General features: G+C 59.7%; 24 protein-coding genes and 1 pseudogene. 13 read left to right on the top strand and 12 right to left on the bottom strand.

Annotation, left to right across the window (positions count from 1 at the left end):
- Positions 1 to 5: 5 nt before the first annotated feature.
- From GOW56_RS08185 to GOW56_RS08175, 3 genes are read left to right on the top strand one after another with little or no spacing between them, the layout of a single operon-like run.
- Positions 6 to 1,034 (top strand): ABC transporter permease, encoded by a 1,029-nt coding sequence (locus GOW56_RS08185; RefSeq protein ID WP_152457137.1) that lies wholly within the window; start codon positions 6 to 8, stop codon positions 1,032 to 1,034.
- On the top strand, positions 1,031 to 2,185 hold the full coding sequence (locus tag GOW56_RS08180) for an ABC transporter permease (RefSeq protein ID WP_171205577.1): 1,155 nt from the start codon (positions 1,031 to 1,033) through the stop codon (positions 2,183 to 2,185). Before GOW56_RS08185 ends, GOW56_RS08180 begins: the two co-directional genes overlap by 4 nt.
- A complete protein-coding gene (locus GOW56_RS08175; protein WP_171205576.1) occupies positions 2,182 to 3,537 on the top strand; it encodes a CoA transferase in 1,356 nt (451 codons plus the stop codon). Before GOW56_RS08180 ends, GOW56_RS08175 begins: the two co-directional genes overlap by 4 nt.
- Positions 3,538 to 3,623: 86 nt before the next feature.
- On the opposite strand, the gene GOW56_RS08170 is transcribed toward GOW56_RS08175, so the two are convergent.
- The gene (locus GOW56_RS08170) at positions 3,624 to 5,999 is read right to left on the bottom strand and encodes a mechanosensitive ion channel family protein (RefSeq protein ID WP_171205575.1); all 2,376 of its coding nucleotides are present in this window, start codon (positions 5,997 to 5,999) and stop codon (positions 3,624 to 3,626) included.
- A 386-nt stretch (positions 6,000 to 6,385) separates the two neighbouring features.
- On the opposite strand from GOW56_RS08170, the gene GOW56_RS08165 reads away from it, so the two are divergent.
- The 7 genes from GOW56_RS08165 to GOW56_RS08135 are packed head-to-tail and all read left to right on the top strand — an operon-like array spanning position 6,386 to position 12,879.
- Entirely contained in the window at positions 6,386 to 7,600 is a 1,215-nt protein-coding gene (locus GOW56_RS08165) for a glycosyltransferase family protein (RefSeq protein ID WP_171205574.1), read from the top strand.
- The gene (locus GOW56_RS08160) at positions 7,597 to 8,844 is read left to right on the top strand and encodes a glycosyltransferase family 4 protein (protein WP_171205573.1); all 1,248 of its coding nucleotides are present in this window, start codon (positions 7,597 to 7,599) and stop codon (positions 8,842 to 8,844) included. Before GOW56_RS08165 ends, GOW56_RS08160 begins: the two co-directional genes overlap by 4 nt.
- The gene (locus GOW56_RS08155; protein WP_171205572.1) at positions 8,844 to 9,920 is read left to right on the top strand and encodes a glycosyltransferase family 4 protein; all 1,077 of its coding nucleotides are present in this window, start codon (positions 8,844 to 8,846) and stop codon (positions 9,918 to 9,920) included. Before GOW56_RS08160 ends, GOW56_RS08155 begins: the two co-directional genes overlap by 1 nt.
- Positions 9,917 to 10,501, top strand: a complete 585-nt coding sequence (locus GOW56_RS08150; RefSeq protein WP_170344880.1) for a histidine phosphatase family protein — start codon at positions 9,917 to 9,919, stop codon at positions 10,499 to 10,501. Before GOW56_RS08155 ends, GOW56_RS08150 begins: the two co-directional genes overlap by 4 nt.
- Complete coding sequence (locus GOW56_RS08145; protein ID WP_171205571.1) at positions 10,498 to 11,640, top strand: glycosyltransferase family protein; 1,143 nt, start codon at positions 10,498 to 10,500, stop codon at positions 11,638 to 11,640. Before GOW56_RS08150 ends, GOW56_RS08145 begins: the two co-directional genes overlap by 4 nt.
- Positions 11,637 to 12,392, top strand: a complete 756-nt coding sequence (locus GOW56_RS08140; RefSeq protein ID WP_171205570.1) for a polysaccharide deacetylase family protein — start codon at positions 11,637 to 11,639, stop codon at positions 12,390 to 12,392. The genes GOW56_RS08145 and GOW56_RS08140 overlap by 4 nt, the downstream gene beginning before the upstream one ends.
- 10 nt (positions 12,393 to 12,402) lie before the next feature.
- A complete protein-coding gene (locus tag GOW56_RS08135; protein ID WP_152457128.1) occupies positions 12,403 to 12,879 on the top strand; it encodes a class I SAM-dependent methyltransferase in 477 nt (158 codons plus the stop codon).
- Here the strand turns inward: GOW56_RS08135 and GOW56_RS08130 are convergent, their stop codons facing one another.
- Positions 12,880 to 14,022 carry an alpha-D-ribose 1-methylphosphonate 5-triphosphate diphosphatase gene (locus tag GOW56_RS08130; protein ID WP_171205757.1) on the bottom strand — a complete coding sequence of 381 codons (1,143 nt, stop codon included), beginning with the start codon at positions 14,020 to 14,022 and terminating at the stop codon, positions 12,880 to 12,882.
- Between the two features lie 52 nt (positions 14,023 to 14,074).
- On the opposite strand from GOW56_RS08130, the gene GOW56_RS08125 reads away from it, so the two are divergent.
- Positions 14,075 to 14,758 carry a DUF1045 domain-containing protein gene (locus tag GOW56_RS08125; protein WP_171205569.1) on the top strand — a complete coding sequence of 228 codons (684 nt, stop codon included), beginning with the start codon at positions 14,075 to 14,077 and terminating at the stop codon, positions 14,756 to 14,758.
- On the opposite strand, the gene phnN is transcribed toward GOW56_RS08125, so the two are convergent.
- Genes phnN through phnG form a run of 8 tightly spaced genes read right to left on the bottom strand, consistent with a single transcriptional unit; the run spans position 14,740 to position 20,333 of the window.
- Positions 14,740 to 15,288 carry a phosphonate metabolism protein/1,5-bisphosphokinase (PRPP-forming) PhnN gene (phnN, locus tag GOW56_RS08120; RefSeq protein ID WP_171205568.1) on the bottom strand — a complete coding sequence of 183 codons (549 nt, stop codon included), beginning with the start codon at positions 15,286 to 15,288 and terminating at the stop codon, positions 14,740 to 14,742. The two genes, GOW56_RS08125 and phnN, sit on opposite strands and share 19 nt — an antisense overlap.
- Positions 15,285 to 15,968 (bottom strand): phosphonate C-P lyase system protein PhnL, encoded by a 684-nt coding sequence (gene phnL, locus GOW56_RS08115; protein ID WP_171205567.1) that lies wholly within the window; start codon positions 15,966 to 15,968, stop codon positions 15,285 to 15,287. The genes phnN and phnL overlap by 4 nt, the downstream gene beginning before the upstream one ends.
- 22 nt (positions 15,969 to 15,990) lie before the next feature.
- Positions 15,991 to 16,761, bottom strand: a complete 771-nt coding sequence (phnK, locus tag GOW56_RS08110; protein WP_171205566.1) for a phosphonate C-P lyase system protein PhnK — start codon at positions 16,759 to 16,761, stop codon at positions 15,991 to 15,993.
- On the bottom strand, positions 16,758 to 17,618 hold the full coding sequence (locus tag GOW56_RS08105) for an alpha-D-ribose 1-methylphosphonate 5-phosphate C-P-lyase PhnJ (protein WP_171205565.1): 861 nt from the start codon (positions 17,616 to 17,618) through the stop codon (positions 16,758 to 16,760). Before GOW56_RS08105 ends, phnK begins: the two co-directional genes overlap by 4 nt.
- Positions 17,615 to 18,211: an HAD family phosphatase gene (locus GOW56_RS08100; protein WP_171205564.1), complete on the bottom strand. Its 597-nt coding sequence runs from the start codon at positions 18,209 to 18,211 to the stop codon at positions 17,615 to 17,617. Before GOW56_RS08100 ends, GOW56_RS08105 begins: the two co-directional genes overlap by 4 nt.
- Positions 18,208 to 19,296: a carbon-phosphorus lyase complex subunit PhnI gene (locus tag GOW56_RS08095; protein WP_171117295.1), complete on the bottom strand. Its 1,089-nt coding sequence runs from the start codon at positions 19,294 to 19,296 to the stop codon at positions 18,208 to 18,210. The genes GOW56_RS08100 and GOW56_RS08095 overlap by 4 nt, the downstream gene beginning before the upstream one ends.
- Before the next feature lie 3 nt (positions 19,297 to 19,299).
- Entirely contained in the window at positions 19,300 to 19,875 is a 576-nt protein-coding gene (gene phnH / locus GOW56_RS08090) for a phosphonate C-P lyase system protein PhnH (protein WP_171205563.1), read from the bottom strand.
- The gene (gene phnG, locus GOW56_RS08085; RefSeq protein ID WP_171205562.1) at positions 19,875 to 20,333 is read right to left on the bottom strand and encodes a phosphonate C-P lyase system protein PhnG; all 459 of its coding nucleotides are present in this window, start codon (positions 20,331 to 20,333) and stop codon (positions 19,875 to 19,877) included. Before phnG ends, phnH begins: the two co-directional genes overlap by 1 nt.
- 103 nt (positions 20,334 to 20,436) lie before the next feature.
- On the opposite strand from phnG, the gene phnF reads away from it, so the two are divergent.
- A complete protein-coding gene (gene phnF, locus GOW56_RS08080; protein WP_171205561.1) occupies positions 20,437 to 21,147 on the top strand; it encodes a phosphonate metabolism transcriptional regulator PhnF in 711 nt (236 codons plus the stop codon).
- Between the two features lie 169 nt (positions 21,148 to 21,316).
- Positions 21,317 to 22,006, top strand: a complete 690-nt coding sequence (gene rpe / locus GOW56_RS08075) for a ribulose-phosphate 3-epimerase (protein ID WP_171205560.1) — start codon at positions 21,317 to 21,319, stop codon at positions 22,004 to 22,006.
- Positions 22,007 to 22,337: 331 nt separating this feature from the next.
- Here rpe and GOW56_RS08070 read toward each other — a convergent pair whose 3' ends face one another.
- Both GOW56_RS08070 and tuf read right to left on the bottom strand, forming a co-directional pair.
- A complete protein-coding gene (locus GOW56_RS08070) occupies positions 22,338 to 23,285 on the bottom strand; it encodes an aldo/keto reductase (protein WP_171205559.1) in 948 nt (315 codons plus the stop codon).
- Positions 23,286 to 23,462: 177 nt separating this feature from the next.
- Positions 23,463 to 23,597: pseudogene (gene tuf, locus GOW56_RS08065) on the bottom strand (elongation factor Tu); the annotation flags it as partial.

Genomic DNA, 23,597 nt, shown 5'->3' with positions numbered 1-23,597 from the left:
GCTAAATGATCATGCTGCGCTACGTGGTGTATCGCTTTTTCACGATGCTGCTGACTTTGTTGGTGGTCTCGGTTCTGGTTTTTGTAATCATCAACCTTCCGCCCGGCGACTATCTGAGCAACCAGATCGCTGAACTTCAAGCCTCAGGCCAGTCGGCAGGTGTCGCAAAGGCAGAGTTCCTGCGCGCTGAATACGCTCTGGACCGTCCGATGTGGGAACAATACCTGATCTGGATGGGATTCTGGCCCGGACCGCACGGGTTTTCGGGGTTGATCCAGGGCAATTACGGGTGGTCCTTTGAATTTGACCGTCCCGTTTCCGAAATCGTCGGCGACACGCTTTGGTTGACGGTTGTGGTCAATCTGGCTGCGATCCTGTTTGTCTATGCCGTCGCGTTGCCGCTGGGCGTTATCGCCGCCGCGCGGTCCCGGACATGGATCGACTATACCTCGGCCTTCGTGGGGTATCTGGGGCTGGCAACGCCGAACTTTTTGCTTGCGCTGATCCTGTTCTATTATGGCCACCAGTATTTCAACCTGCCGATCGGGGGCTTGATGGATCCCAGTTTCGAAGGCCAGCCGATGAGTTGGGAGAAACTGAAATCCATCCTCATCCACCTGATCGTACCGACCTTCGTCATCGGCACTTCAGGCGCATCGGCGATGATGCAGCGTCTGCGCGCGAACATGCTGGACGAACTCGGCAAACCCTATGTGGAAACCGCCATTGCAAAGGGCATGGCCCCGTCACGGATGCTGACCAAGTATCCCCTGCGGGTGGCCTTCAACCCCTTTGTCGCCGATATCGGCAACCTGCTGCCGTCGATGGTGTCCGGCTCGGTTCTGGTATCGGTCGTTCTGGGCCTGCAAACCATTGGCCCTACACTGCTGACTGCCTTGAAGACGCAGGATCAGTTCCTGTCCGCGTTCATCCTGATGTTCGTCGCCCTGCTGACGCTGATCGGCACGATGATTTCTGATATCCTGCTGGTGATGCTGGATCCGCGCATTCGGTATGAGGGGCGCGAGGCATGACTGGTCGTCCTGACAACCGCTATGTCGATGATGCGCCGTTTGATCCGCAGGCCTCGATTCAGCAGCTGGAACGCGCCGATCTGGATGCCCCCAACTGGGTTCTGGTCTGGCGCAAGTTCAAAACCCACAAGCTGGGCCTGATCTCGGGCATCTTCCTGCTGTTTTGTTATCTAATGCTGCCCTTTGCCGGGTTTATTGCGCCTTACGGGCCAAATGACCGAAACGGAGAGCACCTGTACGCGCCGCCACAATCGGTAAACTGGTTTCACGAGGGTGAGTTCATCGGCCCCCACGTTTACCCGATCGTCGCCGAAGCGGACCTTGAAACCTTCCAATGGAAGTTCGTCCCCGACACGGAAGACCCGCGCCCGATCCGGTTCTTCTGCGAAGGCTCTGAATACAAGCTGGCCGGTCTCATACCGTCGGACACACACCTGTTCTGCCCGCCGGAAGGAACCACGCTGTTCCTGTGGGGATCCGACCGGCTGGGCCGAGACATCTTCAGCCGTATTCTCTATGGCGCGCAGCTGTCTTTGACGGTGGGTCTGATCGGAATCTCGGTGTCCTTCTTTCTTGGCATCCTGTTCGGTTCGATGGCCGGCTATTTCGGCGGGCGTATCGACTGGACCATCAACCGTGTCATCGAAATCCTGCGTTCGTTGCCGGAACTGCCGCTGTGGCTGGCCCTTTCTGCCGCCGTACCTTCGAACTGGAGCCCGGTCGCGGTGTTCTTCATCATTTCGATCATTCTGGGCATCCTCGACTGGCCGGGTTTGGCGCGCTCGGTTCGCGCGAAATTCCTGTCTTTGCGGGAAGAGGAATATGTCAGAGCCGCCGAGATGATGGGCGCAAGTTCGGGCCGTGTGATCCGCAAGCACCTGCTGCCCAACTTCATGTCGCACCTGATTGCATCGGCCACATTGTCGATCCCGGCCATGATTCTGGGGGAAACGGCGCTCAGCTTTCTTGGCCTCGGCCTGCGCGCACCTGCGGTCAGTTGGGGCGTGATGCTGAATGACGCGCAGAACCTCGCTTCGATCGAGATCTATCCCTGGACGGCAATCCCGATGCTGCCGATCATTGTCGTGGTGTTGGCGTTCAACTTCCTTGGTGACGGGCTGCGCGACAGTCTCGACCCCTATCAGCAATGAGTCTTCTGGCCACTCTTCCCGCTGCTGACAGCTATCACAGGGTCGGTGCCGGCGTTCTGCCAAGCGCCTTCGCCGTTTCCGAACTGGCCACCGCCAGTTTCGCAGCCGTGGGGCGGGAAATGGCCCGGTTGATCCAGGCTCTCAACCTGTCTCCGAAGACACCTGAGGTCACAATCGATCACCGGCTGGCATCTCTGTGGTTCGGCTATTCCTTCAAGCCGGATGGTTGGGACATGCCCAGTTTGTGGGACCCGGTCGCGGGCGATTACAAAGCCGCGGATGGCTGGATCAGGCTGCACACAAACCTGCCCCGCCATCGCTCTGCCGCGTTGAAAGTCCTTGGTACCCGGCCAGAGCGTGAAGCCGTGGTAAAAGCCGTCAGGTCTTGGGCAATATCGGATCTGGAAACGGCGGTTGTTGCCGAAGGTGGGGTGGCCGCTGCCATGCGCAGCCGAGTGGAATGGCTTGATCATCCGCAAGGCCGCGCCGTGTCGCGCGACCCATTGATCGGATGGCAGGGACCGCGCTATGTCAATTTGCGCGACAGACCTCAGGCAACCCCTGATCGGCCTCTGGCAGGGTTGCGGGTGCTTGATCTGACACGTGTTCTGGCCGGTCCGGTTTCAACGCGTACGTTGGCCGGTTTTGGGGCCGAAGTTCTGCGCATCGACCCACCTGGCTGGGATGAACCGGGGGTGATCCCTGACATCTCGCTGGGGAAACACTGCGCCTATCTTGACCTGAAATCCGAAACCGGCCTTGAACGTCTGCACGGGCTGTTGTCTCAGGCCGATGTGTTCGTACACGGGTATCGGCCCGGCGCGCTGGATGCACTGGGATTGACACGGGCCAAACGTGACGAGCTGGCTCCGAACCGGATCGAAGTCACGCTGGATGCCTATGGTTGGCAAGGTCCATGGTCGACCCGGCGCGGGTTTGACAGCCTTGTCCAGATGAGCGCGGGTATCGCCCATGCCGGGATGGGGTGGGCGAACGCGGACAAGCCGACCCCGTTGCCGGTTCAGGCTCTGGACCACGCAACGGGCTACCTGATGGCTGCGGCCGTCCTGTCCGCACTGGCCGAGGCCGCATCGGGCAATTCCATCATGCACGCACATCTCTCTCTGGCGCGTACCGCCGAACTTCTGGCCGTGCTCGGCAAGGACGACGCAGAATCCGCGCCCATCAGCCCGGCAACAACAGATTACGGCACGGCAACAGAGACTTCCGGCTGGGGCCCCGGCCATCGCCTCAAACCTGCGCTGAGGGTCGGCGAAGCGTTGATGCGCTGGGATTTGCCTGCGTCGAAACTGGGCGCTTCGGACCCTGTCTGGCCCTTCACCGCCAACTGACCATCCGCCGCGTGGGACGCGCGGCCGGGCCCAACGCTTTGGGTGGCGTCTCGTAAGAGACGCAGTCCAAAGCGACGGGAGCGCCCCTAACGATCATCGCCGCCTGGCCCGATATCGTCCAGATAATCCTCATCAATCGCCGCCTGCACCGCACCTGTCACGGCCTCACGTTGTTTGGGCGTCAGGTCATCAGCCTCTTTGCCATCCGCCAACCTCACGGTGACTTCGCGATGCGCGAATTTGATGCCTTCCCGCGCGAACAGCTCGCGAATTTCCTGATAGACCCTCTTGCGTACCAGCCACTGATCGCCCGGTTTGGTCATGAACTTGACCCGGATGATCATCGCTGAATCCTGCATCTCGATCACGCCCTGGGACTTCAGCGGCTGTATGAAGTTTTCGCCGATCACAGGATCGCTCAGCAACTCCTGCCCCAGCTTCTTGATCAGCTTTCGCACCTTTTCCACGTCAGTGTCATAGGTCACGCGCAGCGGCAGTTTCATGATCACCCAGTCACGGGAATAGTTCGTCAGAACCTTGATTTCGCCAAAAGGAATCGTGTTCAGCGCGCCAAGATGGTGACGCAGCTGGAAGGACCGGACCGAGATTTTCTCGACCGTTCCCTTGACGTCTCCGATATCGATGTACTCACCCTTCCGAAAGGCATCATCCATCAGGAAAAACGCCCCGGAAAAGATGTCCCGCACCAGTGTTTGAGATCCGAAACCGACAGCCAGACCAACCACACCGGCACCGGCAAACAGCGGGCTGACATTGATACCAAGTTCCATGAGAACGATCAGCATGATGGTCACGACCACAACGGCCAGAATTGCGCCGCGGAACAATGGCAGCAGCGTCGCCAGCCGGCTTTGCCCGCCTTCCCCGCCCTCATCGCCCAGTTCGGCCTCGGTGCCATCATCGACTTCTTCCGCTATCTTGCTGTCGATCCAGATGCGAAAGAAATGAAACAGGATGTAGCCGATGAAAATGATGACCATTACATCCAGCACGCGTGCAACCGGCAGGTCCTCGCTCCAGTCCGCATCGGGATACCAAATCACCACAAGGGCATAGACACCAATCACAAAGGCCAGAATTCCGGCCACCCGGCGCGCCAGATCTTCATAGGTCAGAAGATACTGTTTGCGCTGTTCTGCCTCGGGCGTTTCCACGGGCTCGGCATCCGCTTCGGCAGCGGCGGTTTCTTCGTTTATCTCGTTGATCTTGCGCGAACGGTCAAAATACCGCTCCAGCACGTAGTTCATCGCACCATAGGCAACGACGACGGACATGAAGATCATATAGCTGCTTGCGATCAGCGGCAGCGGCGTTGGGTTCTCCAGTGCAAGATCAACCGCCAGACGGAACCAGCTGAACACGACATAGACGATCAGTGCAGGTGCCCAGCCGAAGGATACGAACCGCAACAACCACGAGACCTGATCCGGCGCTCTTCCGCCCCGGATGGCATTTGAAATGGCCCGGGCATTGAACAGGATCATCAGAATATTGCCGAAAGCGCCCACCATTGTCAGACAGCCATAGACCATGGCGTAGACGTTGTAGTTCAGCCCGAAATCCGCAACCCAGGTCGAAAACAGAACAACCGTGATGTCATAGGTCGCGAGTGCCGAAGCCCACAGATACAGCCGCTTGGCGTCCCGGTCCGAGAACGGTGGCAGCCGGTATTGGCTCAGGTAAGGTGACAGAACCATCCGCCACAGATCGGACACCGTGCGCGACAGGAAGAACGCCGTGAAGATCGCCGTGACCGTGAACTGGATCGAGATATCGTCAGCTTCACCAAAAAACAGGTATCCGACGATCAGGGCCATGAGCATGGCAAATATCGTCGCTCCGATCCCCATCAGGAACCGGAACAGAAGGAAGGGCATCTTTTCTCGGTAACCCTGCGGTTCATCCTTGATCCGCGCCACGACCCAGCGGCGCGCGATGCGTTTCCCGTATATCTCGATAGACAGCCAGCGGCCCAACAACAGGAACAGAATGTTCCAGCCCAGAACTTCCACATAGGTCTGAATGCGACCGTCCGGACTGGTCTGGCGCAGGATATACTTCACTTCGAACACCGAATACGGCAGCGCCTCAAGCCGTGATTGCATGGACTCACGGAATTTCGAGAACCGCTCCTGCGCCTTCATCAGCTGCGATCCCTCACCCATGGGATTGTTCGAATCGCCCGCCGCATCACCCGTGCCCGTATCCGTGCCGCCGGCTGTTGTCACAACCTGCCCGGCGCTGTCGATGACGATCACACTGGCCCCGGCTTCGCTGGCGGCGCGAATTGCGGCAGCCAAGTCGCTTTCCTGCGTAGACGCAGACGAACTGTCCGCGTTGTATCCCGGAATCAAGGATGTTTGCGCTGAAACGCTGACCGGAAGCGCCAGTACAAAAGCCCACAAAGCCAGAAGTGTTGCGGCCAGAAAGGTATGTTTCATGGGGTTTTGCATCCAGTTTTTCCGATAGCGGTCAGATTACAGAAGGGTTTCAGGCAGTTCAAACACTCGGGCGCACCCTGCTCAATATCGTGTCCGGGCGTGTTCTTGGCGCACTGCCTGATTCCGGATGTTTTCAATCTGGCGAAAATTGAATATGAACGGGATCTGTAGGCCCTACCCCTTTGCCAGTTCACCGGTTCTTTTGCGATCCCCCTCAAGCCTTGGTGCGACATGACGCGAAACCGTCAATATGCTGTTGCCAAATCGCAATGCTTGGAACATTTGCGGAAGAGCAATTCCTCCTTTGGCAAGCGTGACGGGGATATATACAGTAACGCTTGCAAACGCGCGGATTTCGAACCGGGATCAAGAAGACAGGCAACACTATGAGCCTAGGCAAAACCAATTCCAAACCGGGCCGCGCACCGCGTATCCTGTTTTACAGTCACGACACGTTCGGGCTGGGCCATCTTCGCCGGTCTCGGGCTTTGGCGGCCGCGATCACGCAGGCGGACCAAAGCGCATCCGCGCTGATCCTGACGGGATCACCCGTGGCCGGACGGTTTACCTTTCCCCGTCGCGTTGACCACGTGCGCCTGCCCGGTGTCACCAAACGCGCAGACGGGTCTTATGCTGCACGCACGATCGGGATGGGCATCGAAGAAGTGACCGAGTTGCGGTCGGGTCTGATTCAAACCGCTGTTCAGCAGTTCGACCCTGATGTGCTGATCGTCGACAAGGAACCGACGGGGTTCCGGGGTGAGCTGCTGCCGACACTGAACCACCTGCAACAGAACTGCGGAACCAAAATGGTGCTTGGGTTGCGCGATGTTCTGGATGAACCCGAAGTCCTGGCCGCCGAGTGGGCGCGCAAGGAAGCGGTTGAAGCCACCGAACGGTTTTATCACGAAATCTGGGTTTACGGTTTGCAGTCGATTTACGACCCGACAAAGGGGTTGCCGCTGAGCGCCGCGGCACAGTCCCGCATCCACTGGACGGGATATCTGCGCCGCGATCTTGGTCCGGTCGGTGAGCCTCCGCAACAACCCTATATCCTGATCACGCCCGGCGGCGGCGGCGACGGCAAGGCGATGGTCAACCTCGTCCTGTCTGCCTATGAAAAAGATCCAAACCTGTCGCCGCGGGCGGTTTTGGTCTATGGCCCCTTCCTGTCCGGTGAGTTGCGCGAAGATTTCGAAACCCGCGTTGCCGCATTGAACGGTCGCGTCACCGCCGTTGGGTTCGAATCCCAGATCGAAACGCTGTTTGCAGGGGCCGAAGGCGTCGTCTGCATGGGCGGCTACAACACGTTCTGCGAGGTTCTTTCCTTTGACAAACGCGCTGTCATCGTCCCGCGCACCACGCCTCGTCTGGAACAGTGGATACGGGCCTCGCGCGCAGAAGGGCTGGGCCTTGTCCGAATGCTGGATGAAAAGCGGGATGGCTTGACGCCGGACGCGATGATCCGCGCCATTCGGGAATTGCCGTACCAATCCCTGCCGTCGCAGGCGATACAAAGCGGATTGCTGGACGGGCTGGACTATGTCACCGACCGCATCGAAAGCCTGCTGACCTGGGAACAGGAACGAGCCACCGGATGACCTCAGATTCTCCTCGATTGGCGGTTGTGGTCAAAGGCTGGCCACGACTGTCCGAAACGTTCATTGCGCAGGAACTTGTCGCCTTGCAGGAGGCCGGGCATCGCTTTGACATCTGGTCTTTACGGCATCCGACCGATACGAAACGCCATCCCTTGCACGACCGGTTCACAGGACAGGTCCGATACCTGCCGGAGTATCTTCATGACGAACCCAAACGGGTCTGGGCGGCACGGGCCCTTGCCCAAACGCTTCCCGGTTACGACAGGGCCTATCGGATCTGGCGTCAGGACTTGAAGCGCGACCCGACACCCAATCGCATCCGCCGGTTTGGGCAAGCCTGCGTTCTGGCCGCGGAATTGCCTGCCCGGACGCAAGGGTTGTACGCTCACTTCATGCACACGCCGTCATCCGTTGCCCGTTACGCCGCCATCATGCGCGGATTGCCGTGGAGTTTTTCGGCTCATGCCAAGGATATCTGGACGTCGCCGGATTGGGAAAAACGTGAAAAGCTGCAAGCCGCATCCTACGGGGCCACGTTTGGTGCCACCTGCACAGCCATCGGAGCCGAGCATCTGCGCAGCCTGGCCGATGACCCCAAGCGCGTGGACCTGATCTATCACGGTTTGGACCTGTCTCGCTTTCCCAAGCCCCCAACGCGAAGGCTGCGTGCTGTGAATGATCCTTTTCACATGATTTCCGTCGGGCGGCTGGTCGAGAAGAAAGGCTTCGATCGTCTGATCGCGGCTTTTGCATTTCTGCCCGATGACCTGAACTGGCACTGGACCCATATCGGCGGCGGCGCATTGGGTGACGCTTTGCGGGCACAGGCGAACGCAGCCGGCATTGCGAACCGGATCACCTGGAAAGGGGCTTGCGACCAGCCCCAGGTCATCGCAGCAATGCGTGATGCCGACCTGTTCGTTCTGCCCAGCCGCATCGCGAAGGACGGAGACCGCGACGGGTTGCCGAATGTGTTGATGGAGGCCGCGTCTCAGTTGTTGCCAATCCTGTCGACACCGGTCTCGGCGATCCCCGAGTTTATCGAAACCGGAACACATGGGGTTCTGTCCGATGACGCCCCCTCTGCACTTGCGGATGCCGTCGAACGTTTGTCAGCCAATCCGCAGCAAGCGTCACAGATGGCGCATGCGGCCTATGATCGCCTGATCGCCGAATTCCGGATGGCTCCCGGCATTGCACGGCTGTCGGAACGCCTCAATTCCATGTGCATGGAAAACGCGTAATGGCGCGGGTCGCGTTTTATGCCCCGATGAAATCTCCTGACAGCCCGAAACCTTCGGGCGACCGTGAAATGGCCCGGAATCTGATGCAGGCGCTGACCGCCGAGGGTGAAACGGTCGATCTGGCGACCGACTTGCGCATCTATGACAAAAGCGGCGACGAAGACCTGCAACAAGCCCTGAGGCGCGCGGCAGAAGATGAAGCGAAGCGACTTGTCTCTGACTTGCCATCAGATACCGATCTGTGGGTGACCTACCACAACTATTACAAGGCACCTGACCTGCTGGGCCCTCGGGTTTGCAAGGCGCGTGGCATTCCCTATGTGCAACTGGAAAGCACCCGCGCATCCAGTCGGTTAAACGGGCCGTGGGCTGAGTTCGCCAAGGCGGCGCATCAGGCCTGCGATGCAGCGGATGTGATCTTTTATCATACGGCCAACGACCTGATCACTTTGCAGCGGGATCGCTTTGGCGATCAGGCTTTGGTCGAATTGCCTCCGTTCCTGCCCATCTCGGAACTGCCTCCGGCCGCCACAGGTGGCGCACCCATGCTGACCGTCGGCATGATGCGGCATGGGGACAAGCTGGCGTCCTATCAGATATTGTCCGAGGCCCTGGCGCATTTGACCGGGGACTGGCACCTGAACATCGCAGGAGACGGCCCAGCGCGCAGGCAAGTTGAGGCGCTGATGGCGCCGTTCGGACAGCGGGTGCGTTTTCTGGGTCAGCTTGACCGGGAAGAACTGCAACGCGTCTATCAACAATCATCTCTGCTTGCATGGCCCGGAGTGAACGAAGCTTACGGCATGATTTACCTCGAGGCGCAGGCTGCGGGATTGCCTGTGGTCGCTCAGGATCGGCCCGGCGTACGCGATGTTCTGTCCCCGGCGGCCTATCCATCCGTCGAAAGTGGCGCCAGGGGATTTGCGGATGGCATGCAGGCCCTTTTGTCGGATTCCACGCTGCGCCACACTCTGGGCGCTGCGGCACGCAACTACGTGGCAGAGCGCCACCTGATGCCACAGGCGACCGAGCGCTTGTGGGCAACCCTCCGCCCCCTGCTGAAGGACGTATCATGACCCGGCTTGCACTGCTCCGACACGGGCACACCCATTGGAACCGAGCGGGACGGATCCAGGGGCGCAGCGACATACCGCTGGACGATGACGCCCGAGCCGAATTGGCGGGCTATGGATTGCCACAGGACTGGGCCGAGGCTGACATCTGGTCCAGCCCCCTGCACCGCGCCAGTGAGACGGCGCAAATCGTGACCGGTCGCGACCCGAACACCGCGGACGCGTTGACCGAGATGAACTGGGGCGATTGGGAAGGTCAGCGCGGGGTCGACCTGATCGCGGACACATCCAGCGGATATCGTCATATCGAGCATTGGGGCTGGGATTTCCGTCCACCAAACGGGGAAAGCCCGGCCGAGGTTCGGGACAGGCTTCGCCCCTGGCTGTCCGCGCTGCGGCAGGATACGGTCGCGGTCTGCCATATCGGTATCATGCGGGTCATTCTGGCTTGGGCATGGGGTTGGAATTTCGAAGGACCTGCCCCCTTTAAGATCAAACGCAATCGGCTGTATATCGTCGACATGAAGACCATGACCGCCGACGCCGACCCCGTTCGCCTGATCAAATACGAGGCCCCGCAATGAAGGTGATGATCATCGTCACGCACCTGTTGGGCACCGGGCATCTCAGCCGGGCGCTGACATTGGGGCGGGCCTTTCGGGATGATGGCCACGACGTCATGGTCGTGACGGGTGGCGTGCCCGCGCCGCAATTGGACAGCACGGGCATGACCCTGTTCGGCTTGCCGCCGCTCAGATCAGACGGAACCAACTTCACCCGTTTGCTGACCGAAGCCGGCGACGAGGCTGACGCGGCCTATCACGCCACGCGCGAGGCCGCCCTGGTGCAGGCGGTGAACAGCTTCCAGCCGCAGATCCTGATCACCGAGCTTTACCCCTTTGGTCGCCGATCACTGTCGGCCGAGTTCGATGCGGCCCTGAATGCGGCAAGCGCGTTGCCTGAGCGTCCCGTCATTCTCGGATCGGTCCGCGACATTCTGGCTCCGCCCTCCAAACCCGCCAAGGCCGAGCGCGCGGATGAAATCGTGTCTCGGTATTATGACGGCATTCTGGTTCATTCGACCGAAAGCGTTACGCCCCTGTCGGTCAGCTGGCCGGTGTCGGACCGATTGGCCAAGCGACTTCACTACACCGGCTTTGTGGCGCCTGCATTGCCCCAACCTCACCCCGACGCGGCGGGCCAGGATGAAATCCTGGTCAGCGCTGGCGGCGGATCCGTCGGGCAACCGATCTTTCGCGCAGCCATCGAGGCCGCCCGAAAGATGCCCAGCAGGCGCTGGCGCCTGCTGGTCGGTGGAACGGATGCAAAGGCACGGATCGCGGAATTGTCTCGGATGGCCGAAGGTGCTTCGGTTGTTCTGGAACCGGTGCGGCCGGATTTCCGCCAGATGCTGCCCCTTGCAGCGGCATCCGTAAGCATGTGCGGCTACAACACTGCCATGGATATCCTTCAAAGTGGCACCCCCGCCGTGTTTGTACCTTTCGACGACGGCAAAGAGGTGGAACAAGGGCTGCGCGGGCAGAGCCTGTCCGATCTGCCCGCAATCGAAGTTCTGGAAAGCAGAGCGTTGAGCTGGGCGACATTGGCTCGGGCGGTGGAGCGTGTCGTGGCCGACGGCCCCCGTGTACAACAGGATTTCGGTTTTCACGGGGCCATCCAATCCGTTCACATCGCCAAGCGCCTGCTGGAGCAGCGCACATGAACCCCGACTGGCGCCCACTTGACGTCGAGTTGAACCATTGGCGTGCCGAAAGCTTGCCCTTGCCTGTGTGGTGGCGCGATGATGATGCCATTGCGCCAACACCGCAATTGGACCGCCTTTCCGAGCTGGCCGACAAACTGGGCCTGCCCGTGCATCTGGCCGTCATTCCACGCGACGCGACGCCCGCGCTGGCGGAATACGTTGCCGCGCGCGCATCTCTTGTTCCGGTCGTACACGGGTGGGCGCATACAAACCATGCGCCCCGCGGCGAGAAGAAGGCCGAGTTTCGGCTCGACCGTCCGCTGGACGTGATGGTGACGGATGCGCAGGCCGGGATGGCGCGTCTTCGGTCCGTGTTTGGTGACAATATGCGACAGATGTTCGTGCCCCCCTGGAATCGCATTGCACCCGAGATGGCCAAGCAGTTGCCAAAGCTGGGATACCGCATCCTGTCCACCGCAACGCCCCGCAAATCACGTCTGACCGCACCGGGGCTTGAGCAGATCAATACCCACCTTGATCCGATCGACTGGCGCGGGTCGCGTGGCCTGATCTCACCCGACGCCCTGATCGCACAGACTGCTGGTCTTCTGCGAGATCGACGCGAAGGCCGTTCAGACAACACCGAGCCCTTTGGCATATTGACCCATCATCTGGTCCATGATCAGGGCATCTGGACCTTTACCGAGGCCCTTCTGAGCAAACTGCTGAGCGGGCCCGCCACAGCCTGGGTCGCGCCACAGAACGAATGAGGACATCACCATGAGCCGATTGGATTCCATGCTGCGCCGACTGACGGCCCAACGCGACGGATTGAACTGGGCGGCCGAGCGGATCAGTGGCCAGCCGGGGGATGTGCTGGATATGGGCCTGGGCAATGGCCGCACCTATGACCACCTGCGTGAAATCCTGCCAGAGCGCCGGATCTGGGTGATGGACCGGGTCCTGCAATGCCATCCGGACAGCACCCCCCCGGCCGAGGATTTCCTGCAAGGTGAGGCCGAACCGATGCTGCTCAGACTGGCGGCCGACGGGCATAGGATCGCGCTGGCGCATTACGATTTCGGACGCGGCATCAAGCACGAGGACGTCGCCGAAGCAGAGCGTCTCAGCCCGCTGATCGCGAAAGTCATGCAGCCCGGAGGGTTGTTGATTTCAGGTCAGCCCCTGGTCGGCTTTGCCCAGATCCAGGGGCCCAAGACAATCGCCCCGGACCGTTACCTGTTCTACACGGCCTGATCACGCCACGCGTCGACCGCGCACCCAGACCGAACTCGGGACGGGTACACCCGCGCGCATCCGGAAGCGGATGACATCGGCGCGGGCGTCGGCGCGCAACTCGCCCAGCTCCTCCAACCCTGCGGCCCGAGCCGGGGCCAGCGTTACCGTCTTCATCCCCCGCGCCATGTCGCCCCAGATCTCGCCCAGCCTAACCGCCGAAAGCAACAAGGCCGACGGCACATAATCCGAAGACAGGATGTCCAGATACCCAAGCTGGGCCAGCTCGTGGGCAGCAACATTGCCAGAATGCGATCCCCCACGGATTATGTTCGGCGCACCCATCATGATCTGAATGTCGTTTTCGTGGCAGGCGCGTGCCGCCTCGACGGTCGTGGGGAACTCGGCCAGACGGATGCCGTGACCTGCGGACACTTTCACCTGATCTTCCGTCGTGTCGTCATGGCTGGCCAATACTGCTCCGAAACGGCGGGCAGCTTTGACAGCTTCGACCTCGTGCAGTGCGCCATTGCGATCTCGAAGCCCTTTCAATTGCGCCACGTGCTGAAAGAACGTGTCATCATCCATGGCATATTTGCCCTTCAGAAAGGTCTCCAGCTTGCCCATATCTCGAAACTGACGCTGACCGGGTGTGTGATCCATTATGGACACAATGCCAACCCTGTCTTCCGGTCCAAATTCGCTCAGCTCTTCAACCAGAGTTTCCGAACACACCTCGGCCCGCAAGTGCAGAAAGTGGCTGATCTTGAGCGCATCCTGTTCGCGCAGATCCCACAACTCCTGCGACAGGCCGCGGGCGTATTTCCCATACCGCCGCGCGCCCGACGGGACCGATCCAACCCGCATGGCATCGAACACTGTCGTGATCCCGGCGCCGGCCAATTCCACATCATGCGCAAGAATTGCAGCGGCATGGGGCCAGTTCACCTGTGGGCGCGGTTGAATGTGACGTTCAAGGTTGTCGGTGTGCAACTCGACAAGCCCTGGGCTGACATAGTCGCCTTCGCAATCTATCGCGCCCGCGGGAACCCTGTTTCCGGTGTCGATTTCAGCGATGGCCTCACCCACAATCCGGACAGTGCCGGTTACGGTTTCATTCGGTAATACAAGCGTGGCATTGGCAAGGATCAAGTCTTCTGTCATCTGAACTTCACGCATGTTGAGACCGAGGAAGGCCACGCAAAAGGAGGCCGATATGACATTCACGCGATACGCGATCTATTTTGCGCCGCCCGCGGGAAAGGAATGGGCGAAATTTGCAACCAGCTGGCTGGGTTGGGACATGGAGGCGGGAAAGCCGGTTGCCCATCCGATTGTCGAAGGCATCGACGTTGCCGCCGTCACGGAGGTGCCGCGCAAGTACGGGCTGCACGCGACACTGAAGCCACCGTTCAGACTGCGCGACGGCAAAACGTACGAAGCCCTGCAAAAGGCTTGCAGCTCGCTCGCCTCCCGCCAACCACCTGTGTCGCTGGATGGCCTCGAGATCGCCCGGTTTGGGCGCTTTCTGGCCCTGCGTCCGTTGGGTGAGACGCGGGCACTGAATGCGCTTGCCGCGGCCTGTGTTCGGGAATTGGACTGTTTTCGTGCGCCTACCTCCGAGGCCGAACTGACCCGCCGCCGCGCCGCCGGGTTTACCCCAGAGCAAGACGCCAACCTGGTTCAGTGGGGCTATCCTTACGTACTGGACGCGTTCCGCTTTCACATCACGCTGAGCGGCAAGCTGGACAAACCGACCCTGAGAGCAACTCGGAACGCGCTGCAAACCCATCTGGTCCCACTGCTGCCTCAGCCCTTCCAGATCACGGATCTGGCCCTTGCGGGCGAGGCTGAGGACGGGCGCTTCCACCTTATCCATCGCTACAGGCTTTCCGGTTGAAGACGCGACAGGATTTCGGCAACCGTATCTTCCATCGCACCGGAGTTGTCGATTTCCACGACCTGGTTCAAACCGTTGGGCAAAGACGTTTGGGCCCGGTCCAGACGCCGCGTCTGTTCCGCCTTGCTTTCCCGCCCTCTTAAGGACAGGCGTTCGGACAGAACCTCGGGCTTTGCCGTCAGGGAAATCACGATCAGATCACCAAACACCTCCTGCGCCTGAAGCAACACCGTTCGTGACAGGTTGACCAGAACCGCCTCGGCTACCTGCCGCTGCCGCGTGATCGTCTTCGGCACGCCGTAATACAGCCCATGCGCATGCCAACTCAGCGCAAACGCACCATCCCGTTCCATTCGCTGAAATGTATCGACCGAGACCCGGTCGAAATCTTCGCCGTCTTCGCCTTCGGGACGGGTAATCACCCGCCGCTGCCGATGAACACCCGGCGCCCGGGCCACCAGCGCGTTCATTACGCTGTCCTTTCCGACCCCCGAAGGACCCACGACCGCTATGACCGGAGCAAGCGTCATGCAGCCATCTCCGGCGTGAAGTCCGAGACATCGACCTCGCGGTCACAGACCCGTTCGCGTGCGTCGAGATCATGAAAAATCCCGACAATCGTCACGCCCTTGTTCTTGGCCTCTTCGATCAGGGACAAAACGGTTTCCCGGTTCTGCGCATCCAGGCTTGCGGTCGGTTCATCCAACAGCATTGCCGGATATTCATGCGCAAAGCCCCGCGCAATGTTCACTCTCTGCTTTTCGCCGCCCGAGAAGGTCGTCGGGCTGAGGGTCCACAGACGTTCGGGAATATTCAGCCGTTTCAGCAACCCGGCTGCCCTGTCCATTGCCACTTGCCTGTCACAGCCCACGGCCAGCAGCGGCTCTGCCACAACGTCCAACGCCGACACCCGAGGCACGACCCGCAGGAACTGACTGACATAGCCCAAGGTGTCACGACGCAGCAACAGGATCTGCCGCGGTTCAGCCCTGGCCACGTCCAACCTTGCGACCAGCACCTGACCAGTGGCCGCCAGATAGTTGCCGTAGATCACCCGCATCAGCGTGGATTTGCCTGCACCCGACGGCCCGGTCAGGGCGACGCACTCACCCGGTTCCACTTTCAGAGACGCGCCTTTCACCACCGGGATCGTGGCGCCGCCCTGATTGTGCAGGGTGAAGCTTTTGCTGACATCAACAAGTTCAATCATCGCTTCATCTTTCCCCAAAGCCTCAAACCTGCAAAACGCTGGATACCAGCAACTGCGTATAGGCATGTTGCGGGTCGTCCAGCACCTGATCCGTCAGCCCGGCCTCGACCACGCGACCGCTTTTCATCACCATCAACCGGTCCGCCAGCAGACGCACCACGGCAAGATCATGGGTGACGATGATCGCACTCAACCTCATCTCACGCACGAGTCCACGCAACAAATCCAGTAAACGCGCCTGTACCGACACATCCAGACCACCGGTCGGTTCGTCCATGAACACCAGCCGAGGACCTGTCACCAGATTGCGCGCGATCTGCAAACGCTGCTGCATCCCGCCCGAAAACGCGCTGGGGCGGTCATCGACGCGGCTCTCGTCAATCTCGACCCGGCCCAGCCAGTCAATGGCCTTGCCCCGAATGCTGCCATAGTGGCGACCGCCGACAGCCATCAGCCGCTCGCCAATGTTGCCTCCGGCGCTGACAGACATCCGCAACCCGTCGCGCGCGTGTTGGTGGACAAAGGCCCAATCGGTGCGACTCAGCATCCGGCGCTCTGGCTCGGACATTGTGACCGTATCGACCGGGCCGTCTGCACGGGTATCAAAGATCACCTGCCCGGCATCCGGCTTCAGAAGGCCGGCCATACAGTTGAGCAAGGTCGACTTGCCCGACCCACTTTCACCAACGATTCCCATCACTTCTCCGGGGAAGATATCAAAATTCACATCCGCGCATCCGATCCGGCGGCCATAGCTTTTTTCAATGCCTTTGACTTGCAACAGAGGGGTCATTGCGCGTTCTCTTCAGCCAATCGATCCGCGTAACCCGCCTCGCGGCGTGACCGGCAGTAATCCGTGTCGGAACAGACAAACATCCGGTTGCCAGCGTCATCCATGATGACCTCATCCAGATAGCTGTCTTCGGCCCCGCACAGGTCGCAGGGATGATCGGCCTTGGTGGCCTCGAACGGGTAGTCCTCGAAATCGAGGCTCACGACCCTGGTATGCGGTGGCACCGCATAAATGCGCTGCTCGCGCCCGGCGCCAAACAGCTGGATCGCGTCCATCTCAAGCTTTGGATTGTCGAATTTCGGAATTGGGGACGGGTCCATCACATAGCGCCCCGACACCTTCACCGGATAGGCATAAGCGGTCGAAATCGCCCCGTGCTGACTGATGTCCTCGTACAATTTCACATGCATCAGCCCGTATTCCTCAAGACTGTGCATCTTGCGCGTCTCGGTCTCGCGCGGTTCCAAAAAGCGCAAAGGTTCGGGAATCGGCACCTGAAAAACGATGATCTGGTCTTCGCGCAGTTTTGCCTCGGGGATGCGGTGGCGGGTCTGAATGATTGTGGCCTGTTCCGTCTTTTCCGTGGTGGCGACGCCTGCGGTGTTTTCAAAGAACTTGCGGATGGATACGGCGTTGGTCGTGTCGTCTGCGCCCTGATCGATCACCTTGAACGTATCCTCGGGCGTCAACGTCGCGGCTGAAACCTGTACGCCCCCGGTACCCCAGCCATAGGGCATCGGCATCTCGCGGCTGGCAAACGGCACCTGATACCCCGGTATGGCCAGACCTTTAAGGATCGCCCGCCGGATCATCCGCTTGGTTTGTTCGTCCAGATAGGCGAAATTGTACGCGCTCATAAGCAACCTCTTTCTGCAAGAGCGCGTTCAAGCGCGTGCGGCGCGGTGAAGTGGATCCCATCCATGCCTATCGCACGCGCGCCTTCGACATTGTGCAGCCCGTCATCGATGAAAATGCAGTTCTCGGGTGAAAGCCCGGCCCGCTTGCACAACAGATGGAAAATCTCTGGCTGAGGCTTTAAAAGTTTCTCCTTCCCCGACACGACGGTGACACCAAACACTTCGCCCAATTTGGGATGTGCCCCCACGCCGACAGGCCAGGTTTCCGCTGACCAATTGGTGATCGCGTGAACCGGAGTGCCTTTCTCTTTCAGGCGGTAAAGCAGGCGCCAGCTTCCCTCGATCTTTTGCGGAACGGTTCTGGCATAACGTTCAACGTAAACACTGAGGCGCTGCCGATCTTCCGCATTTTCCAGTTCAGCGGCCAGATCGGCGAACATCTCTCCTCCATCGGCCCGCAGGTTGCGTTCGGGGAAATTGATGCGCGCCAGGAACTCTGCCACCGCCTCGCGGCTGCCCATCTCCTCCAGCCATGCCAGATGCGGATCCCATTTGACCAGCACGTTTCCGATATCAAAAACGACGGCTTTCATTCCATGGCCTCCTCTGACATGCGCTCTTCGGCCTTTCGACGCAGTTTGCGGACCAGTTCCAGCTCGGACTGGAAATCGACGTAATGCGGCAGCTTGATATGTTCGAGAAAGCCGGTGGCCTGAATGTTGTCCGCATGGCTCAGGACAAATTCTTCATCCTGCGCGGGCGCACCCACGTTGTCTTCACCCAACTCTTCCCACCGCAAGGCCCTATCGACCAGCGCCATCGCGATGGATTTTCGTTCAGACTGGCCAAAGACCAGCCCATATCCCCGCGTGAACTGCGGCGGTTCCGTTTTCGAACCGGTGAACTGGTTCACCGTTTCACATTCGGTCAGCTCGACCTCGCCAATGTCGATGGCAAAGCCCAACTCGGGGATGTCCAGCTCAACCACGACCTTGCCGATACGCAATTCTCCGACAAAGGCGTGGTTGCGGGCGTAACCGCGCTGGGTCGAATAAGCCATGCCCAGCACAAAGCCCTCATCCCCACGAGTCAGCGATTGAAGGCGCACCGGGCGGGTGGACGGGAACTCCATCGGTTCACGGGTCAGATCGCCCGGAACGTCATCGCGGGCAGGTTCATCCTGAATGATACCCTCGCCTTTCAGGAATGCGGTAATATGTGGCATCGGTTCCAGCCGCACAGGGCCTTCAGGCGCCTTTGGAACTTCGCCCTCGGCCGCCAGCTTGAAATCCAGCAATCGGTGGGTGTAGTCGAAGGTTGGCCCCAGAACCTGACCACCGGGGGCATCTTTGAACGTGGCCGAGATCCGGCGATCACAGGCCATGTCGCCGGTTTTGACGGGGTTGGAACAGCCGAAACGAGGCAGGGTCGTGCGGTAAGCGCGGACGAGGAAAATCGCCTCGATCAGATCGCCGCGCGCCTGTTTGATCGCGAGCGCAGCAAGGTCGGGATCGTATAACGACCCTTCGGCCATGACCCGGTTCACCGCAAGGCTCAACTGTTCACGGATCTGCGCGAGGCTCAGTTCCGCGACATCTGTCGCACCACGGCGTTCTTCGGCAAGCCACGCATGGGCATTCTCGATGGCTTTTTCGCCCCCTTTGACCGCGACATACATGGCTTACCCCCTGGACCTGATTTGCGTGCTACGCGGCAGAGCTGCGACCGCCTCACCGCAGGTGAAGAAAAAATCACACCCCAAAGGGTAAAGCAGCGCATTGTTCTGAAGAGCCGGAACATCCGGCAGAGAAAGCCGCGCCGTGTCCCGGATGCCGGGGCCGCTCAGAACCGCACCATTCTGCTCCAGGCGCGTGCATTCCACAACAAGTGTCGCGGACCGGTCCGGGTATTCCGGCGTCCCGATACGATAGGTGTTGAGCGGCGCCAGTGCATCCCACGTACCAAGGGCAAAATCAGCATCTTCCGCCGCCACCATCGGTGCACCCGTGTGAAAGGTCAGCCATTTGCGCACCACATCGGTGTCGGCGTCACCCGCCAGGTGAACGTTTGTCTCGGCGTCGCAAAGCGTCAGGAGCAGCGCGCCGGCCGCGAAGGACAAGGGCGCAGGTGGTTCACAGCCAGTCAGGGCGCGGATTTCACCCGGACGCGCCATGACGGTCATGGCCGCGCGGAATGCATGTGCCGCGTCGACAGGTGCGTCTTGAAAGCCCCCCGAGAACCGCATTTGATCAGGCATCAGTCTTCCCCCCGAGCCAGCGTGAAAAACTCGACCTTGGTGGCCGCTGCCTTTGCGGCGCGCGCTGTCTTGATCGACTGCATTTGCAGCCTCAACGGATCAAGCAGCCGTTCCTGCAAATCATCAGCAGCGACCGTCTGCATCATCGCATCAATCAATGCCGCCGCTTCTGCCTTGGATTTCGACCTGCCCTGAACATATCCGTGACCGACCGTACCATCCTGCAACACGACCGAGCAGCGCGTAACGGTCATTTCGCCCAGGTTGAACAAAGCGCCGGTTCCTCCGATGCGGCCACGCACCATGACACCACCCACCTCGGGCATGCGTAGCCATTCGAAACTCGGGCAGTCCTGAATGCCGTCCCACAGCGTCATCAGGGCGGCGTCAGGCGCGCGCGCCAGCAGACCCATCCATTCCTTCCGTGCCTTGATCCCGATTTCCGTCTGGTTTGCCATCAAAGCCTCTTGGACAGGTTGTCTACATAAACTATACAACTAGACAAATGTTAACTGACAGGTTGTTAAAACGCAATCTGCGACCGTTTGAAGGTTTGGTGAAATGAGCAAAACGCCGATCTGGAAAAGTATTGCCCTGCGCCTGACCTCGGACATTGCCGAGGGGCGCTATCAAACCGGAGATCGCCTGCCGACCGAAGCCCAGCTGGCCGCCACCTATGGCGTCAACCGCCACACGGTACGGCGCGCTTTGGCTGACATGTCTGATCAGGGTCTGGTTCACGCTCGGCGCGGTGCGGGCGTTTTTGTTGCGGCACGGCCAACAGATTATCCGATCGGCAAAAGGGTGCGCTATCACAAGAACATCTCGGCCAGCGGCAAGATACCGGGCAAGAAAATCCTGGCTTTGACCACGCGCGTCGCCGATGAAGCCGAAGCCGAAGCTCTGGGCCTGAACAAGGGTGATCCAGTGCACGTCTATGACGGATTGTCCCTGGCAGACGGGCAGCCCATAGCCCTGTTTCAGAGCGTTTTCCCCGCGGAACGGTTTCCGGATATCTTGCAGACATTGACCGAAACCCAATCCGTCACCAAAGCGCTGCAAGCCTGCGGCGTCAGGGATTACGTCCGCGTGTCGACTCGCCTGACCGCGCGCGGGGCGACCGCAACGCAGGCGCTGCAACTTCAATTGTCAGAAGGTGCTCCTGTTCTCTTCTCGGTCGGCGTCAATGCCGACCCGGATGGACGGCCAGTCGAGTACGGCCGCACGGTTTTCGCGGGTGAGCGTGTAACGCTGACCCTGAACGAGGTATAAGCCAACAAAGGTTCTCAGCCGCATCCGACCGCCGGTCCCTGGTCTAAGCCCATCGGGTCAAATGCCGCGCGGTGAGAGTTTTGTGGCAACACAGCGTTTGCGGGGGCTATCCATCCCACCGGCTCACGGGTATACGCATCCGCGACTCTTCAGCTGATACGAGGCCACCATGAGCTTTGACCGCACCATCAAGATCGCGCCGTCTATCCTGTCCGCCGATTTCGCCAATTTCGGGCAGGAAATTCAGGCCATCGAAGCGCAGGGCGCCGACTGGGTTCATGTTGACGTGATGGATGGCCATTTCGTTCCAAACCTGACCTTTGGCCCTCCGGCCGTGAAAGCTTTTCGCCCGCATGTGAAAACGGTGATGGACGTTCACCTGATGATCACGCCGGTCGATCCCTACATCCAGGCCTATGCCGATGCCGGAGCGGACATTCTGACCGCACATGTCGAAGCCGGCCCCCACACCCATCGCACCTTGCAGGCCATTCGCAGCGCCGGAATGAAAGCCGGCGTTGCCCTGAACCCCGGCACCCCAGCCGAAGCGGTCGAGCATCTGCTGGACCTCACGGATCTGGTTTGCGTGATGACCGTGAACCCCGGCTTTGGGGGCCAGAAATTCATCGACATGACCGGCAAGGTCAAAAAACTGCGTCAGATGATCGGTGATCGTCCGGTGCATATCGAGATTGACGGTGGCGTCGACCCGAAAACCGCTCCGCTTGTGGCAGCGGCAGGTGCGGATGTGCTGGTGGCCGGTTCCGCGGTATTCAAGGGCGGATCGGTTTCAACCCCACAGATCTACGGAGACAACATCCGTGCCGTCCGGGCAGCTGCTGAATCAGCGCTGTCCTGATTTGAAATCACCGGCGGCTGTTAGCAAGACTGTCAGCCGCCGGTATGGATCGCAGCCCTTGTCAAACAAGGACTTAAGCCCGCGCGGAACACGCCCAAATAAGGCGCTCTGCCCGTTTCCTTGACATTGCGGTTGAGAGGATGACAGACGCGCATCACCACCCTTCATCAAACCCAAATGGCGGGAAACTCCCACCTTGACGTTCTTGTTGAGAACCCGCGTGCATTGGTGAGGTTCGCAGGACTTGGCAGGGGGCGAAATGCGACCAGGACCCCAATACAGTTTGTAAAATGGGTGATGAGCCACCGCGCAACGTAAAAACCGATAGACCCTACCCAGTTTCAGGATCGTTTTGGGATTGACCCAGTTCCGCCAACTCGCTCCAAACTGCATCCGGAATAGCCCAGTTGGCCCATTCGAATGTTTGGTCCACATGTTGCGGCCATGTCGCCCCGCAGATTGTTGAAGCAATGTCTGCGTTCTTGACTGAGAACTGCAACGCAAGCGCCCCCAACGGTACATCGTAACGAGAACAGATACTCTCAACTGCACGAACCGGGCCAAGAACGGCTTCGGTCGCCTGCTGATAGACGTAATAATGATGAGCAGAACTTCCCTTGGCCAAAATTCCTCCGGAATAGGGCGCCGCATTCAGAACCGCCACACCATTGGACCGCGCAAGCTCGATCATTGGAGCGGAGTTCACGTTGACCACCGTATGTCTGTTGTGTGTCAGAAGGACGTCAAACTCGCGATCACGCAGCATCGGCATCAGGACGTCAATCCGGCCGCCTGCAAGCCCCACTGCCTTCGCCAGACCTTCTTCCTTGATCCGGAACAGCTCATCAAGTGCACCGCCGGTGCCGGTCACCTCTGAAATATCTGCAGCGTATTCGGGGTCATGTAGATGGAGAATATCCACCCGTTCCACCCCGAGGGCCTGAAGACTTGCTTCAAGTGACCTTCGCGCTTGTGTCGCATCAAACCTGTTGCTCTCCATGTCCCGGTCCAGTTTCGTAGAAAGAACCCGGCCTTCAGGCCACCCCCCCAGTTCACGAATGACTTGCCCGATACGCTCTTCACTTCGACCCATCGCGTACCCACGCGCTGTGTCAATGAAGCCATCCGGGCGCTGGAGAATTGCCCTTATTGTGTCCAGCGCACGGCCTTCGTCTACCTCGTAACCATATATCTGAGGTATGCTTCCCAGACCTGTTGAACCGAACCCTATTTGCGGCAGCCTGACTCCAGTCCGGCCGATTTCAACATGCTTGGTCATCCCACCATCCTCCCCTACAGGACATTTCTGACTGCAATTTTGTCGAGGGTCGCCGTTCAACGCAAGCTTGGCGTATTGGCTTGCTATCTCGAAATCGAGGGAAGCATGGCATTTGAATCCTAACAAAAAGGGCGCCCCGCGGGACGCCCTTTCCGTCTGATCATTCGCTTGCGCGAATTATTCAATGATCTTCGACACAACGCCGGCGCCGACGGTGCGGCCGCCTTCGCGGATCGCGAAACGCAGGCCGTTTTCCATCGCGATCGGCGCGATCAGCTCAACGCCGAACGACACGTTGTCGCCGGGCATGAC

It is taken from the genome of Ruegeria sp. HKCCA0235A (assembly GCF_013033235.1).
Lineage (GTDB): Bacteria > Pseudomonadota > Alphaproteobacteria > Rhodobacterales > Rhodobacteraceae > Ruegeria.
This window is presented reverse-complemented; position numbering and strand designations above follow the sequence as displayed.

Coding starts and splice junctions, on each gene's coding strand:
- GOW56_RS08105 (WP_171205565.1), bottom strand. CDS start 17,618: ATGAGCGCGTACAATTTCGCCTATCTGGACGAACAAACCAAGCGGATG.
- GOW56_RS08070 (WP_171205559.1), bottom strand. CDS start 23,285: ATGACCAAGCATGTTGAAATCGGCCGGACTGGAGTCAGGCTGCCGCAA.
- GOW56_RS08130 (WP_171205757.1), bottom strand. CDS start 14,022: ATGACAGAAGACTTGATCCTTGCCAATGCCACGCTTGTATTACCGAAT.
- phnN (WP_171205568.1), bottom strand. CDS start 15,288: ATGACGCTTGCTCCGGTCATAGCGGTCGTGGGTCCTTCGGGGGTCGGA.
- GOW56_RS08150 (WP_170344880.1), top strand. CDS start 9,917: ATGACCCGGCTTGCACTGCTCCGACACGGGCACACCCATTGGAACCGA.
- phnF (WP_171205561.1), top strand. CDS start 20,437: ATGAGCAAAACGCCGATCTGGAAAAGTATTGCCCTGCGCCTGACCTCG.
- rpe (WP_171205560.1), top strand. CDS start 21,317: ATGAGCTTTGACCGCACCATCAAGATCGCGCCGTCTATCCTGTCCGCC.
- phnG (WP_171205562.1), bottom strand. CDS start 20,333: ATGGCAAACCAGACGGAAATCGGGATCAAGGCACGGAAGGAATGGATG.
- GOW56_RS08140 (WP_171205570.1), top strand. CDS start 11,637: ATGAACCCCGACTGGCGCCCACTTGACGTCGAGTTGAACCATTGGCGT.
- GOW56_RS08125 (WP_171205569.1), top strand. CDS start 14,075: ATGACATTCACGCGATACGCGATCTATTTTGCGCCGCCCGCGGGAAAG.
- GOW56_RS08145 (WP_171205571.1), top strand. CDS start 10,498: ATGAAGGTGATGATCATCGTCACGCACCTGTTGGGCACCGGGCATCTC.
- GOW56_RS08160 (WP_171205573.1), top strand. CDS start 7,597: ATGACCTCAGATTCTCCTCGATTGGCGGTTGTGGTCAAAGGCTGGCCA.
- GOW56_RS08170 (WP_171205575.1), bottom strand. CDS start 5,999: ATGAAACATACCTTTCTGGCCGCAACACTTCTGGCTTTGTGGGCTTTT.
- GOW56_RS08155 (WP_171205572.1), top strand. CDS start 8,844: ATGGCGCGGGTCGCGTTTTATGCCCCGATGAAATCTCCTGACAGCCCG.
- GOW56_RS08095 (WP_171117295.1), bottom strand. CDS start 19,296: ATGTATGTCGCGGTCAAAGGGGGCGAAAAAGCCATCGAGAATGCCCAT.
- phnL (WP_171205567.1), bottom strand. CDS start 15,968: ATGATTGAACTTGTTGATGTCAGCAAAAGCTTCACCCTGCACAATCAG.
- phnK (WP_171205566.1), bottom strand. CDS start 16,761: ATGACCCCTCTGTTGCAAGTCAAAGGCATTGAAAAAAGCTATGGCCGC.
- GOW56_RS08175 (WP_171205576.1), top strand. CDS start 2,182: ATGAGTCTTCTGGCCACTCTTCCCGCTGCTGACAGCTATCACAGGGTC.
- GOW56_RS08135 (WP_152457128.1), top strand. CDS start 12,403: ATGAGCCGATTGGATTCCATGCTGCGCCGACTGACGGCCCAACGCGAC.
- GOW56_RS08185 (WP_152457137.1), top strand. CDS start 6: ATGATCATGCTGCGCTACGTGGTGTATCGCTTTTTCACGATGCTGCTG.
- phnH (WP_171205563.1), bottom strand. CDS start 19,875: ATGCCTGATCAAATGCGGTTCTCGGGGGGCTTTCAAGACGCACCTGTC.
- GOW56_RS08100 (WP_171205564.1), bottom strand. CDS start 18,211: ATGAAAGCCGTCGTTTTTGATATCGGAAACGTGCTGGTCAAATGGGAT.
- GOW56_RS08180 (WP_171205577.1), top strand. CDS start 1,031: ATGACTGGTCGTCCTGACAACCGCTATGTCGATGATGCGCCGTTTGAT.
- GOW56_RS08165 (WP_171205574.1), top strand. CDS start 6,386: ATGAGCCTAGGCAAAACCAATTCCAAACCGGGCCGCGCACCGCGTATC.